Origin of the sequence: Sorangium sp. So ce693 (genome assembly GCF_051521375.1) — a bacterium.
Classification (GTDB): domain Bacteria; phylum Myxococcota_A; class Polyangia; order Polyangiales; family Polyangiaceae; genus Sorangium; species Sorangium atrum.
Genome location: NZ_CP150347.1, coordinates 11,996,932 through 12,009,677 on the forward strand (window position 1 = coordinate 11,996,932; position 12,746 = coordinate 12,009,677).

Below are 12,746 nucleotides of genomic sequence, written 5' to 3' on the forward strand. Positions count from 1 at the left end.
AGGCGGGCTCGGGTACGTGCCAGGCGCGTCCTGCTCCTGAAGTCGGGCGCTTGGAGCCCGCGCTGGGCCCGCATAGCGTATCGAGACCTCTCCGATGGATCCCCGCGCGCACGATCGCCCCATCCGGCTCGACGTCGATCGCCTCGCCATCCCCGGGGTGATCGGCGTCCGCGCTCGGGCGAGCCTGTCGTTCGGAGGCGCGCTCCACGTGGCGCTCGGGCCCGACGCGGGCTTTCCGGAGTTCCAGCAGCTCGACGACTGGAAGTCCGACCTCTCGCTCGTCGACGCGCGCGCCCTCGCGCCCCAGCTGCGGGCGGAGGCCGGGATCCAGCTGCCGGAGGAGCGCCTCGCGGAGATCGAGGCGCTCGATCGCGAGATGGCGGCGCTCGACGTCCCGCCGCTGAGCGATCCCCGAGAGATCGACGCCCTCTCCCTGTCGAGGTGCGCCAGGCTGCACGCGCTCGACGCCGCCCAGCGTCGCGTGCTCGAGGCGCGCGGGGCGCCGTTCTGGGTCGCGGGGTATACGCGCCACTCGGACACCCTCTGGGCGCACCGGATCGGCGGGTCCGCGCCGTTCCAGGCGTGGGTATCCCGCCATGATACGGAGTGTCGCGCGGCGGAGGCCGCGGGGGAGCCGCCCGGCTGGATGGGTCGCGCCCGCTTCTTCGATCTCTGCCGGACGCTCTGGGCCGATCGGGCGCTCCGCGCGCTGACCGGAGGGGCGGTGAGCGAGCCTGCGCTGCTCTTCGGGCGACGATGCGCGGCGCGGTGGGACTGCGGAGAGATGGTGGAGGACGAGATCGCCCGCGCCGGGCTCGACGCGGCCGCGGCGATGGCGGCCGGCGCAGAGGAGGTGACGCTCCCCCTGCACGGGCCTGCGCGGCGCGCGCGAATGCGTGCGTTCGAGATGCAGGTGTGGTCGATTCACCCGCTCGACGCGCCGAGCGAAGGGCCGTGGCCGACGCGCCCGATCAACGTGCCGGCCGAGGACGTGTGGGTGCCAGTGGAGGGCTGAATTCGCGTATCAGCGATTCAGTCGACGTGATGCAGAGAAGGTCCGCCGCTGCGGCTCACATGTCGAGCAAGAGCTGCGTCAGGATGTAGTTCGTGACGAGCACGGTGACGCAGCTCTCGACGACCGCGCGCGTGGTCGCGACGCCGACGCCGCGCGCGCCGCCGGAGGCGTAGAAGCCGTGGCGGCACGAGATCGACGAGACGATGAAGCCGAAGACGCACGCCTTGATGAGCCCCATGGAGATGTCCTTGGGGAGGGCGAAGTCGCGGATGCTCTGGAAGAACGCGCCCGCGTCGCCGCCGAGCCAGAGCACGGCCACGAGGTACGAGCCGCACATGCCGACGCTCGTGTACAGGATGCAGAGCAGCGGCAGCATCACCGTCGCGGCGAAGAGCCGGGGCGAGAGCAGGTACTGCACGGGGCTCACGCCCATCGTCGCGATGGCGTCGATCTGCTCGGTGACGCGCATGTTGCCGAGCTCAGCGGCCATGGCGCTGCCGGCGCGGGCGGTGACCATGATCGCGGAGAAGACCGGCGCGAGCTCGCGGGCCAGCGAGACCGCGACGAGGCCGCCGACGCGGCCCTCGGCGCTGAACGCGCGCAGCGCGTAGGACGTCTGCAGCGTCACGACCATGCCGCTGAAGACGCCGGTCAGGCCGACGATGAAGACCGACTGCGCGCCCATGAAGTCCATCGCCGCGAGGAACTGGGCGGGGCGGAACGGCGGGCGCACGAGCCAGACGATCGTCTGGAAGGTGAGCGTGACGATGTTGCCGATGTTGTCGAGGAACGCGAGGACCGGCTCCAGCGCCCTGTTGAGCAGCTGGCCGTGGCTGGTCTCAGCGCCTTCTTTCACGGTGCGCTCTTGTACCACGCAACGCCGCCGCGCACGGGATCGGGCTCGCGATGGCCCTGCGCGCCCGCTCGTACGCGCTGCGACGTGCGCTTCGCGCCAGCGCGTGGATCGAGGCGCCGGTCGAGCCCGCCCGAAGGTGCAGCGGTCCTCCGCCCGCCCTCGCCAGGCTCCGGCCGCTCGACGCGCTTCACGCAGCGCCCGGCCCGGCTCCCCGCGATCCAACGGAGCCGCGCCGCAGCTCGTCATCCACCGCGGCGAGCACCTCGCCGCTCCGCGCGCCGGTCGCCCTGATCTCGGCGGCACGGCCGGGCGCGGCCGGATCCTCCGGCGCGGCGAGGCGGATCAGGAGCGCGTCGCCACCGAGCGCCTCCACGAACGGCTCGCCCCACTCCACCACGACGAGCGCGCCCTCGGCGCGGCGCTCGCGCAGCCCGAGCTGGGCGAGCTCCGCGGCGGCGTCGTCGCGCGCGTCCTCCGCGGAGGACGCGCCCCCGAGGCGGTAGGCGTCGGCGTGCGCGATGGGGACCCGGCCCTCGTGCTCGTGGACCAGCGTGAACGTCGGGCTGGTGATCGGGAGCGCCGGCGGGACGCCGAGCGCCCGGCACAGGGCGCGGGCGAAGAACGTCTTCCCGGCGCCGAGATCGCCGGCGAGGACGACCAGATCGCCGCCCGCGAGGCGCCCGGCGAGCGCTCGCGCCAGGCGGATGGTGCTGCGGCGGCTCGGCAGCTCGATGCGCATGCGTCAGAACCGGGCCCCGGCGCCGAGCGTCGCGCCGACGAGCAACAGGGAGCCGCCCCCCGTGGGAACCCACCGCAGGTTGCCGAGCTGGGCCTCGAGCTGCACCGAGGGGCTCAGCGCGAGCGCGACGTCGAGCGACGCCCCGAGCACCGGGTGGACCTCGAGGTCGCCGTGGTACGTCGTGAGATCGGGGCCCACGGCGCCGGCGCCGGACCTGAAGAACGCGCCCGCGCGGAGCGACGGGCCGAGGTGGAGCGGGAACGCGCGCCACGCGCCCTCGTGCGGCGTCAGGCTAGGCGTCAGCAGCAGGCGCGCGCCGCCCTCGATCCAGGCGGCGAACGGGCCGGCCAGGTTGCCGCCGCCGCCGGCGAACAGCTCGAGCCCGCGGTCGCCGGGCGCGTAGGCCACGCGCGCCTCCCCGACCAGCGAGGCCGCGCTGCCGCTCGCGCCCGGGAGGCGCGCCGCCGCGACGGCCAGCCCGAGCGACGCGGACACGGCGACCCGGCGCCCGCCCGTGTACGCGGGCCACACGCGCTCCGGCCCGAGCGGATACGCCATCAGCACCTCCTTCGCGGGCGGCGCGGGCGGCGGCGCGGGCACCGGGGGCAGCACGATCGTCCCTCCCGCGGCCGGAGGCGGGGGCGCGCTCGCCGGAGCGGAGCGCGCGGCGCGCTCCCAGGGGAGCTCGCCGACGCCGATGCCCTCCGGGCGGAGCAGGACCGCCAGCATCTCCTGCGTCTGCCGGGCCTCTTTACCCCGGTCGACCTCCCTGGCGACCGACTCGACCCGGCCCGTCGAGGCGAGGTACGCGGTGAGCTCGACCCGGGTGGTCGTGACCGCAGGATCGACGGTGCCGGTCAGGACCCAGTCCGCGCCCGTCCGCGCGCTCACGGCGCGGTACTCGTCCGCGCTGTCGGCGACGCCATCGGCGACGTCCTTGAGCGCGGCCGCGACCGCGCCGTCCGGCGCCGTGGTGTGGCCGAAGGCGGCGAGCCCGCGCGCGACCTCGGCCTGGGCGGCGCTCCGGGCGGCCTCGTCGGTGCCCCCGCGCGTGGGGAGCAACGCCACCCGATCGGCGAGCGCGGCGGGGGCGATCGCCAGGAGCGCGGCGGCGGTGGCACAGGAGAGGGCTCGGCGGATCATGCGGCGCCATGCTACGCCCGCCGGCAGGCCGGAGCAGCCCCGGGGCGACGCGCCGGCACGGTCTCCACGCTGCGCCTCGCGCGTCGTCCCCTGCGATGACCGGGCGCGGGCCGGGTGAGTCGCCTCGTTCACCGCGCTTTCGCCCCGCTCATCGCGCTTTCCCGCTCTCGCGGTGGCCGATCACCCGCGGCAGCACGCGCCGTCCGCCGAAGCCGTCCGCCGACGTCGTCCAGAGCTCCGCCGTCGCGGTGCTCATGGCGCTCACGGCAGCGAGGCGCCGCGCCTTCACCTCCGCCGGGTCCTCGGTGCCCGTCTTCGGCAGCCGCTGCACGCCGGCCCAGGCGAGCACGCCGGCGTCGCGCCCGAGCGCCGCCCAGAAGCTCGGCGGCGACGGATGGGTGGCGAGCCACGCCGCGAGCGCGGCCGCCGCGCCCGAGGAAGGCGTCGCCCTGGGATCGCCCGCGCCCGGCGGAGGCTGCGCGCCCGAGGGCGCCGCGAGGAGCGGGAAGAGCCCCGCCGTCGCGACGAGCGATCCCGGCGGCGGCGCGATGGCCGTCTCGAAGGCGAGCGCGATCGTCACCGAGCGGGGAGCCGCGCGGAGCGCTTGCTCCGCGCAGCGCGCGTCGCCGGCGAGGACCATCCCGCGGATGGCCGGCGGCCGGAGGGCGCGCGCGTCGAAGGGCCCGTCGCAGGGGAGCGCGAGCGTGATGCCGTGCTCGGCCGCCGGCGCGGCCCCGGCGGCGCCCGCCGGCGCGGGGGCCGCGTCCTTCCGGACATCGGCATCGCCGCCCACGAGCGCCACCGGCTTCGCGCCCCGCTCCGCGAGCGCGGCGGCGAGCACCTCGATGCTCCTCGCGGGCTCCTCGCCCACGACGAAGACGAACGCGCCGTCCAGCGCCGCCGGCTCCGGCGGGTGGACGAGCAGCACCGGGATCGCGTGCGTCCGCGCGAACTTCGCCGCCTCGGTCGCCTGCTCCCGATCGGAGCCGGCGATGAGCACCGCGGCGCCCTCGGCGGTGAGGCTGTTCAGCGCCTCGTCCACGCTGCCCTCGCCGCCGTCGTCGCGGCTCACGAGCCGCGCGTCCGAGCCCGGCCGGAGCAGCCCGAGCCCGTGCGCCACGCCGGCGGCGATCTCGACTCCGCGGCGGCGCGACGCGGGCGTGCGCGTCGACAGCAGCAGGCCGACCGTGGGCGGCTCGACGCGCGCGGCATCCGCGCCGGCCGCGAGCTCGAAGATCGCGTCGCGCTGGGTGCCGAGCGCCGCGTCGGCCCGATCGATCAGCTCCTTCGCGAGCGCCACGTCGCGGCGCTCGCGGGCGACGATCGCGAGGCGCTCGGCGACCAGCGAGCGCAGGTCGACCTCCGGGCTCACGACCTCTCCGGTCGCCTGCCCGGCGCGGAGCGCCCGGACGAGGTGATCGATCGGCACCTCGCGCAGCTGCGCCCCGATCTGCGCCCGGACGGCGGCGCGCCGGTCGTCGTCGGCCTCGCGCAGCCAGACGCTCATCAGCTCGATCGCCTGCGTCCACGCGTTCGCCTCCATCGCGGCCGTGGTGACCTCCTCGTTGAGGAGCTCGCGCACGTACGGGTCGATCATCTTGCTCACCAGCGGGCGCAGCACCCCGAAGGCGGGCCTCGGCTTGCCGGCCCGCCGGAGCGCCGCGCCGCGGATCACGCGCGCGAGATCGCCGATCGCGCTCCGCCCCGCCGCCTCGACCTCGGCCGCGAGCGCCTCGGCGCGGCGGAGGTCCCCGCGCTCCAGGGCGATCCACGCGAGGTGGACGGTCGCGACGCGCGCGAGGTCGTCGGAGGCGTGGCGCCCCCGGAAGGCGAGGAGCTCCGGCTCGAGCGCGATGCGCTCCGCGCGCGCGCCGTTCGCGAAGCGCGAGAGGAGGGGGCGCAGCTCGGCCTGGGCCGCGGGCGACCCGGCCAGCGCCGGGCTCACCGGCGCTCCGCCGTCCTGCGCGCCGCAGCCCGCGCCGGCGGTCGCGGCGGCGAGCGCGAGCAGGGCCGCGGCCGCGAGCGCGGCCACGCGGGAGTGAAGTGGCCGACGTCGCCGGGCGGCGCGGCGGCGCGGGTTAGCCGCTGCGCCGCCGCTCGACGCGCCAAAGGCAGCGGAAAACCGGCCGGAACTGTCGACTGCGTTCACCTTGACGTCACCCGGGGCATCCCATACACCCGCCGCGCCCGCCTTCCATCGAGGTCAGCGTGTCCGAGGCAACCCCCGCGAGATCGCTCTTTCACGAGAGCCGCCGGTCCTTTCTCCTGCGCAAGCTGCATTCTCTCACCGGCGCCCTCCCCGTGGGCGGTTTCCTGCTCTTCCATTTCTGGACGAACGCGAAGGCGCTCCAGGGGCAGGAGCGGTTCGACGCGGCCGTCGCCGATATCTCGCACATGCCGTACCTGCCCGTGCTCGAGATCGGGCTCGTCGTGCTGCCGCTCGCGTTCCACGCCCTCTACGGGGTCAAGCTGGTGCTCGAGGGCAAGCCGAACGTCGGCAGCTACACGTTCTCGCGCAACTGGATGTACACGCTGCAGCGGGTCACGGGGGTGCTCGCCTTCGCGTTCATCGGCTTCCACCTCTGGTCGTACTGGGCGCAGAAGTGGCTGGGCCGGATGGCGCCCGAGGAGTTCTACCCGCGGCTGTGCGCCGACATGGCGTCGACGGTGGGCGGCGTCCCGGTGATCGCGCTGGTCTACCTCTTCGGCATCGCGGCGAGCGTGTTCCACTTCGCCAACGGCCTCTGGGGCTTCTGCTTCTCGTGGGGGATCACCGTGTCGCGCCGGGCGCAGCGGATGGCCGCGGTGGTCTTCGGCGCCGTCGGCCTCGTGGTCTTCCTGTTCGGCGCCAACACGGTGATCTATTTCGCCACCGGCGCGCCGTTCCCCGGGACGCCGGGCCCGTCCGCGGAGGGGGGCCGCACCTGCGCGGACATCACGTCGTCGACCGGTTCCACCGGCGTGCCCGCGCGCGCGTCTGTCGGCGCCGGCGCCGGCGTGGGCGCGCCGGCCTCGCACTGACCATCGTATCGGCCGCGCCCTTCCGGGGAGCGGCGCGGGAGCATCGGGATCGAACATGGCCGCGAAGAGCACGACGAGGAGCGAGGGGGGGAAGGTTCGGCGCGTCATCGTCGTCGGGGGCGGGCTCGCCGGCCTGATGACGGTGATCAAGCTGTGCGAGGCGAAGGTCCCTGTCGACCTGATCTCCCTCGTGCCGGTGAAGCGCTCGCACTCGGTGTGCGCGCAGGGCGGCATCAACGCCTCGGTGAACACGAAGGGCGAGGGCGACAGCCCCCAGGTGCACCTCGAGGAGACGGCGTACGGGGGCGATTTCCTCGCGAACCAGCCGCCCGTCAAGGGGATGGCCGAGGCCGCGCCGGGCATCGTGAACATGCTCGATCGCATGGGCGTGCCGTTCAACCGGACGCCCGAGGGCCTGCTCGACTTCCGCCGCTTCGGCGGCACGCTGTACCACCGCACGGCGTTCGCCGGCGCGACGACGGGGCAGCAGCTGCTCTACGCGCTCGACGAGCAGGTGCGGCGGTTCGAGCTCGCCGACGTGACCGACGAGCACGGCGTGGCGATCCCGGGCGAGAAGATGGTCCGGAAGTTCGAGTTCTGGGACTTCCTCGAGGCGATCCTCGACGACTCGGGCACGTGCGTGGGCTGCGTCGCGCAGGACCTGAAATCGATGCAGATCCGCGCCTTCACGGGCGACGCGGTCGTGCTCGCGACGGGCGGCTGCGGCATCGTCTTCGGCCGCTCCACGCTGAGCGTGATCTGCACGGGGACGGCGGCGTCGGCGGTCTACCAGCAGGGCGCTGTGTACGCGAACGGCGAGTTCATCCAGGTGCACCCGACGGCGATCCCCGGCGCCGACAAGCTGCGGCTCATCTCGGAGAGCGCGCGCGGCGAGGGCGGCCGCGTCTGGGTGCCGAAGGACAAGAGCGACGCGCGGAGCCCGCGGGACATCCCCGAGAAGGAGCGCGACTACCTCCTCGAGCGGATGTACCCCGGCTACGGCAACCTCGTCCCCCGCGACATCGCCGCGCGCGCGATCTTCAAGACGTGCTTCCACGAGGGGCGCGGCATCTGGAACCCCGCGACGGGCCTCAACGAGAACGAGGTCTACCTCGACCTGACCCACAAGGACGAGAAGTTCCTCCGGTCGAAGCTCGCGGGCATCCTCGAGATCTACGAGAAGTTCGCGGGCACCGACCCGTACAAGAACCCGATGAAGGTCTTCCCGGCCGTCCATTATTCGATGGGCGGCCTGTGGGTCGACTACGAGGCGGACGCGCGGGGCTCGCTCAAGGCCGGGTCGCCGCGCAACCACGCGACGAGCATCCCGGGCCTCTACGCGGTGGGCGAGGTGGACTACCAGTACCACGGGGCCAACCGGCTCGGCGCCAACTCGCTGCTCTCGTGCATCTACGGCGGCATGGTGTGCGGGCCGGCGGTGGCGACCTATCAGCGGAGCATCAGGCGGAGCGCGCTCGACCTGCCGCGCTCGATCTTCGACAAGGCCGAGAAGCGCGCCGAGGCGAGCTACCAGCGCATCCTGACGCAGAACCAGGACGCGAAGCAGCCGGAGAACGCGTACCGGCTGCACCAGGAGCTCGGCGAGACGATGCTGCGCGACTGCACGATCGAGCGCGACAACGCGACGCTCGACCGCGTGCTCGAGAAGCTCGGCGAGCTCGAGGAGCGGGCGGGGCGGATCAAGTGCACGGACACGGCCCCGCGGGTGAACCAGGGGGCGCAGTTCGTGCGCCACCTCGAGAACATGCTGGTGCTCGCGCGGGTCATCGCGCAGGGCGCGAGGAACCGCGACGAGTCGCGCGGGGCGCACTACAAGCCGGAGTTCCCGGCCCGGAACGACGCCGCGTGGATGCGCACGACGCTGGCGCGCCACGAGGAGAAGGGCGCGGTGAGGTTCGTCCGCGAGTTCGACTACGCGTGCGCCGGCCAGTCGATCCACGTGACGGACGCGGTGGACACGTCGCTCGTGACGCCGCGGGAGCGCAAGTACGAGCAGGCGGGCGCGGCGAGCGCAGCGAGCGCCGCGAACTCCGCGAACATCCAGACGACGACAGGGAAGCTGTCGCAGAAGAGCGTGTAGGATGGCCAAGGCGAGCGGAGACGAGGCGAACGGGGCGGCGGCGCCGGCGCAGCCGAAGGGCGAGGGCCGGCTTGTGCACCTGCGCGTGCGGCGGCAGGACACCGCGGACCGGACGGAGTCGCGGCGCTGGGAGGAGTTCAAGGTCCCCTACCTGCCGCAGATGAACGTGATCAGCGCGCTGCAGCAGATCCAGAAGGATCCGCGGACCGTGGACGGCAAGGAGGTGGCTCCTGTCGTCTGGGAGGCGGTGTGTCTGGAGGAGGTGTGCGGCTCGTGCACGATGGTGATCAACGGTCGAGTCCGACAGGCCTGCTCGGCGCTCATCGACCAGATCGCGCCGAAGGGCGAGGTGATCACGCTGGAGCCGATGTCCAAGTTCCCGCTCGTGCGTGACCTGCTCGTCGACCGGAGCCGGATGTTCGAGGACATGAAGCGCGTGCGGGCGTGGATTGACATCGACGGCACGCACGAGCTCGGCCCGGGCCCGCGCGAGTCGCCGGAGCGGCAGCAGGAGCGGTATCCGCTCTCCCGCTGCATGACGTGCGGCTGCTGCGTCGAGGCGTGCCCGCAGTACAGCGACGGGACGAAGTTCGTCGGCGCCTTCGCCATCAACCTGGTGCGGCTCTACAACATGCACCCTTCGGGGGCGATGCACGAGGGCGAGCGCCTCGAGTCGGTGATGAGCGAGGGTGGGATCACCGATTGCGGCAAGTCGCAGAACTGCGTCGAGGTGTGCCCGAAGGAGATCCCGCTCGTCGACTCGCTCGCTGCCGTCTCCCGCGACACGACGAAGCGCATGCTGTTCGGCTGGCTGCTGAAGTAGGCGCGTTCGACCTACGGAAACAGCGACCCCGTCGCGAGCCCGAGCCCGTTCCCGAGCCCCATCTGCAGCGCGTCCGGCGTGCGCGGCCGCGCCAGCTTGTCCATGCGCATCCCGAGGACGTGCGTGATCAGCGTGCAGGCCTGGTGCGCCCGCGCCGTCGCCTCGCACCCCATCCAGGCGCCGAGCGGCTCCCGCTCGCCGTCGTCCGCGTAGCGGATCACCGCGCCGCCCTCGGCGACCGTGATCCAGGCGTTCGCCTGGCGCGGCAGCGAGGCGTGCAGCACGCCGACCTGGCCCAGCGGATCGTCGTTCGGGCCCATGACCCGGCCGTCCGGCTCGAGCAACGCCACCGGCTCGGCCTCCAGGCCGAACACGCGCCCGCCGCGATCGACGCTGAGCTGGTGCTCGCCGTTCACGAGGATCTTGCCGTCCGGCATGATGTCGACCGTGAGATCGGCGAGCGCCCAGCGCGCGCGGGGGATGTCGAGCAGCGCGCCGCCGCGCACCCAGTTGGCGGGGGGCACCGGGGCGCACGCCGCGAGCAGCGAGAGCGGTACGACGAGAGCGAGGCGTCGCATCCGCCGAGCATACCGCAAGGAGGCGCGGCGCGTGGGCCGTCGGGCCAGGGCGGCCCTGCTCGTTCTGGAGGATGGAAGCGCGGCGCGTGGGCCGGCTGGCCAGGGCGGCCTTACACCTTCTCGGTCCCGGTCGTGCCGAGCAGCCCCGTCGGCTTCACGAGGAGCACCCCGATCAGCACCGCGAACACAAGGACGTCCTGCAAGCCGGAGTAAGGCGTGAGCTTCGTCATCTCTCCGATGATCCCGATCAGCATGCCGCCGAGCATGGCGCCCGTGATGTTGCCGATGCCGCCGATGACCGCCGCCACGAACGCGCGGTTGCCGATCACGACGCCCATCGTGGGGTACACCTGCGACTGATCGAGGCAGTACAGCACCGCGCCCACCGCCGCGAGCATCGAGCCCGTGAGGAAGGTGAGCGCGATGATGCGGCTCGTGCGGACGCCCATCAGCCGGGCGGCCTCGACGTTCACGCTGAGCGCGCGCATCGCCTTGCCCGTCCAGGTGCGCCGCACGAGCAGCTCCAGGCCGACCATCACGAGGATCGAGGTGACGAAGATCACCTGCCGCGTGTGCTCGATCGGCAGGAGCTGCGGATAGCCGCGGTAGCGGGCGGTGAAGAGGAGCTGCGCCAGGTTCTGGAGGAGCACGCTCATCCCGAGCGCCGTGACCAGCGGCGTGATCCGGGTGTTCGCGAGGCCCCGCCCCCGTGAGCGGAGCGGCGCGTAAGCCACCTTCTCGACGATGACCCCGAGGACGCCCGCGAAGGCCATCGCGCAGAGGGTGCCGGCCACGCCCGCGAACAGCGGCGCGCTGTTGCCGCCGAACGCCGCGATCCCGAAGAGCCCGGCGAAGGCGCCCATCATGAAGATCTCGCTATGAGCGAAGTTGATGAGCTTGAGGATGCCGTAAACCATCGTGTAGCCGAGGGCGACCAGCGCGATCATCGACCCCTGGGCGAGCCCTGTGATCAGGGCATTCACGATCTTCTCCATGGAGACCTCTTTGACGCACGTTCCGCACGTTCCGCGCGCTCGTCACGTTCGAGCCAGCGCGCGCGACAGCAGGCGGGAACGACCGCTACGGCTTCGCAGCCTTCTCGTTGACCGTTGCGTAGTAGGTAAACTGCTTGTCCTTGATCCGGACGATGACGACCGGCTTGTTCGCGTTGCGCTCCGCATCGATGCTGATGACGCCCGTCGCGCCCTGGAACCCCTTGGTGTCCTGGATGGCCGCCCGGATGTCGTCCGGCGTCATCTCCTTCGCGCGCCCCATCGCGTCGGCGAGCAGCCTGGCCGCGTCGTAGGCCTGGGCCGCGATGCTCGACGGCGTGCGGTTGTACCGCTCCTTGTACTTCTTCACGAAGGCCTGCGAGTTGGGCCAGGGGACGTCCGGCGCGTAGTGGTTCGTGAAGTACGCGCCGTCGAGCTCCTCGGCGGCGTCGCGCAGGAGCTCGTTCGCGTCCCACCCGTCGCTGCCGACGAACATGCTCCCTGGTACGCCCGCGGCCTTGGCCTGCCGCGCGACCGGGGCCATGCTCGTGTAATAGATCGGCGCGTAGATCATCTCGGGGTTCGCCGACTTGAGCTCGTTGATGTACGTCGTGAAGTTGGTCTCCTTCTTGAGGAAGCTCTTCTCCATGACGATCTCGCCGCCCAGGCGCTTCACCTCCTCGCGGAACTCCTTGGCGAGGCCCGACGAGTAGAGGTCGTCGGAGGCGAAGAAGAGCCCCACCTTCTTCTTGCCGAGCGTGTTCACGATGAACTGCGCGCCCATCTGGCCCTGCACGTCGTCCGTGAAGCAGGCGCGGAACACGAACGGGCCGACCTTCGTCACGTCCGGGTTCGTGGAGGACGGCGTGATCATCGGCACCTTCTTCTTGTTGGCGACGATGCCGCCGGCGCGCGACCGCGACGAGGCGACCTCGCCGAGGAGGGCCAGCACGTGATCCCGATCGATCAGCTGCAGGACCTTGTTGGTCGCCTCCTCGGGCTTCGACTTGTTGTCCTCGTAGAGGACGTGGATCGGCTTGCCCTTGACCCCACCGGCCTTGTTGATCTCGTCGATCGCGAGATCGATAGCCTCCTTCGAGTCGACGCCGAACGCCGTCTCCTCGCCCGAGAGGCTGAAGTAAGCGCCGACCTTCCACTCGGCGTCGTCCTTGGCGTGCTGGGCCGCGTTGTCGGCCGGCGTCTCACCCTTCTTGTCGCAACCGAGCGTCATCGCGCTGAGCGCGAGCGCCCCGGCGATCATCTTCACCAAACCCCGTCGTCCGAGCATGTCGTCGTCCTCCCTGTCGCCGGGCTGCCTCGCGTGGGTCGCCCGCGCTGGCCATGGCCGCCCACGCAGCGGCTCAGAGCGCGTGTACTCACCGCGTCTACCATTGTCTACGCGGCACGTCAGCACCGTCGGGCCGCGGCGCGGTCGGCGTGGAGCATCTTAAGTGTTCGACTTTCCACGGATTCCGGCG

Annotated in this window: 11 protein-coding genes; 4 read left to right on the top strand and 7 right to left on the bottom strand. The window is 72.5% G+C overall.

Going from position 1 to position 12,746, the window contains the following annotated elements; genetic code table 11:
• The first annotated feature begins 94 nt into the window (after positions 1 to 94).
• The gene (locus WMF14_RS44735) at positions 95 to 1,015 is read left to right on the top strand and encodes a hypothetical protein (RefSeq protein ID WP_437796594.1); all 921 of its coding nucleotides are present in this window, start codon (positions 95 to 97) and stop codon (positions 1,013 to 1,015) included.
• Positions 1,016 to 1,070: 55 nt separating this feature from the next.
• On the opposite strand, the gene WMF14_RS44740 is transcribed toward WMF14_RS44735, so the two are convergent.
• The 4 genes from WMF14_RS44740 to WMF14_RS44755 all read right to left on the bottom strand — a co-directional run bounded on the left by WMF14_RS44740 (position 1,071) and on the right by WMF14_RS44755 (position 5,785).
• A complete protein-coding gene (locus tag WMF14_RS44740) occupies positions 1,071 to 1,871 on the bottom strand; it encodes an MlaE family ABC transporter permease (RefSeq protein ID WP_272101832.1) in 801 nt (266 codons plus the stop codon).
• Between the two features lie 187 nt (positions 1,872 to 2,058).
• Entirely contained in the window at positions 2,059 to 2,610 is a 552-nt protein-coding gene (gene tsaE / locus WMF14_RS44745) for a tRNA (adenosine(37)-N6)-threonylcarbamoyltransferase complex ATPase subunit type 1 TsaE (protein WP_272101831.1), read from the bottom strand.
• A 3-nt stretch (positions 2,611 to 2,613) separates the two neighbouring features.
• Positions 2,614 to 3,753 carry a hypothetical protein gene (locus tag WMF14_RS44750; protein WP_437796597.1) on the bottom strand — a complete coding sequence of 380 codons (1,140 nt, stop codon included), beginning with the start codon at positions 3,751 to 3,753 and terminating at the stop codon, positions 2,614 to 2,616.
• A gap of 148 nt (positions 3,754 to 3,901) precedes the next feature.
• On the bottom strand, positions 3,902 to 5,785 hold the full coding sequence (locus WMF14_RS44755) for a hypothetical protein (RefSeq protein WP_437796599.1): 1,884 nt from the start codon (positions 5,783 to 5,785) through the stop codon (positions 3,902 to 3,904).
• Between the two features lie 176 nt (positions 5,786 to 5,961).
• On the opposite strand from WMF14_RS44755, the gene WMF14_RS44760 reads away from it, so the two are divergent.
• From WMF14_RS44760 to sdhB, 3 genes are read left to right on the top strand one after another with little or no spacing between them, the layout of a single operon-like run.
• On the top strand, positions 5,962 to 6,774 hold the full coding sequence (locus WMF14_RS44760) for a succinate dehydrogenase (RefSeq protein ID WP_437796601.1): 813 nt from the start codon (positions 5,962 to 5,964) through the stop codon (positions 6,772 to 6,774).
• 55 nt (positions 6,775 to 6,829) lie between these two features.
• Positions 6,830 to 8,875 carry a succinate dehydrogenase flavoprotein subunit gene (gene sdhA, locus WMF14_RS44765; protein WP_437796603.1) on the top strand — a complete coding sequence of 682 codons (2,046 nt, stop codon included), beginning with the start codon at positions 6,830 to 6,832 and terminating at the stop codon, positions 8,873 to 8,875.
• 1 nt (position 8,876) lies between these two features.
• Positions 8,877 to 9,698 (top strand): succinate dehydrogenase iron-sulfur subunit, encoded by an 822-nt coding sequence (gene sdhB, locus WMF14_RS44770; protein WP_437325993.1) that lies wholly within the window; start codon positions 8,877 to 8,879, stop codon positions 9,696 to 9,698.
• An 11-nt stretch (positions 9,699 to 9,709) separates the two neighbouring features.
• Here sdhB and WMF14_RS44775 read toward each other — a convergent pair whose 3' ends face one another.
• The 3 genes from WMF14_RS44775 to WMF14_RS44785 all read right to left on the bottom strand — a co-directional run bounded on the left by WMF14_RS44775 (position 9,710) and on the right by WMF14_RS44785 (position 12,556).
• A complete protein-coding gene (locus tag WMF14_RS44775) occupies positions 9,710 to 10,276 on the bottom strand; it encodes a hypothetical protein (protein ID WP_272101825.1) in 567 nt (188 codons plus the stop codon).
• Positions 10,277 to 10,386: 110 nt separating this feature from the next.
• Positions 10,387 to 11,271, bottom strand: a complete 885-nt coding sequence (locus tag WMF14_RS44780) for a branched-chain amino acid ABC transporter permease (RefSeq protein ID WP_437796605.1) — start codon at positions 11,269 to 11,271, stop codon at positions 10,387 to 10,389.
• Between the two features lie 85 nt (positions 11,272 to 11,356).
• A complete protein-coding gene (locus WMF14_RS44785) occupies positions 11,357 to 12,556 on the bottom strand; it encodes an ABC transporter substrate-binding protein (RefSeq protein WP_437796607.1) in 1,200 nt (399 codons plus the stop codon).
• Positions 12,557 to 12,746 lie beyond the last annotated feature (190 nt).

Bases quoted from the DNA above. Each gene is read 5' to 3' on its own strand.
- WMF14_RS44735 (WP_437796594.1), top strand. From the start codon at position 95: ATGGATCCCCGCGCGCACGATCGCCCCATCCGGCTCGACGTCGATCGC.
- WMF14_RS44750 (WP_437796597.1), bottom strand. From the start codon at position 3,753: ATGATCCGCCGAGCCCTCTCCTGTGCCACCGCCGCCGCGCTCCTGGCG.
- tsaE (WP_272101831.1), bottom strand. From the start codon at position 2,610: ATGCGCATCGAGCTGCCGAGCCGCCGCAGCACCATCCGCCTGGCGCGA.
- WMF14_RS44780 (WP_437796605.1), bottom strand. From the start codon at position 11,271: ATGGAGAAGATCGTGAATGCCCTGATCACAGGGCTCGCCCAGGGGTCG.
- WMF14_RS44775 (WP_272101825.1), bottom strand. From the start codon at position 10,276: ATGCGACGCCTCGCTCTCGTCGTACCGCTCTCGCTGCTCGCGGCGTGC.
- sdhA (WP_437796603.1), top strand. From the start codon at position 6,830: ATGGCCGCGAAGAGCACGACGAGGAGCGAGGGGGGGAAGGTTCGGCGC.
- sdhB (WP_437325993.1), top strand. From the start codon at position 8,877: ATGGCCAAGGCGAGCGGAGACGAGGCGAACGGGGCGGCGGCGCCGGCG.
- WMF14_RS44785 (WP_437796607.1), bottom strand. From the start codon at position 12,556: ATGCTCGGACGACGGGGTTTGGTGAAGATGATCGCCGGGGCGCTCGCG.